We start from the raw sequence: 283 nt of genomic DNA on the forward strand, positions 1-283 counted from the left end.
CGCTTGGCCGTCTCGATGTTGGTCTCCGGGTCATCGGTGGCGATGACGAAGAACTCGGCCTTCTCTACCTGGGCCGCGCGAAGGATCTCCGGGCGCATCGGGTCGCCGTAGAAGATCGGGATCGCGCCGAGGGTACGGGTCAGCTCGATGGTCTCCACCGAGGTGTCCAGGGCGATGAACGGCACGCGCTGGGCGCGCAGCACGCGAGCGACGATCTGGCCCATGCGGCCGACCCCGGCGATCACCACGCGCGGGGTGTCGTCGTTGTCGATGCGTTCCATTT

Annotated in this window: 1 protein-coding gene; it reads right to left on the reverse strand. The window is 67.1% G+C overall.

All coding sequences use genetic code 11. The features are described from left to right. Positions 1-283 (reverse strand): NAD-binding protein (locus tag ACLJNW_RS24540; RefSeq protein ID WP_410961260.1); only part of this gene is annotated, 283 nt, incomplete at both ends.

The organism is Salmonella sp. SAL4457 (genome assembly GCF_046548235.1).
In the GTDB taxonomy this organism is placed as follows: Bacteria; Pseudomonadota; Gammaproteobacteria; order Enterobacterales; family Enterobacteriaceae; genus Salmonella; species Salmonella enterica.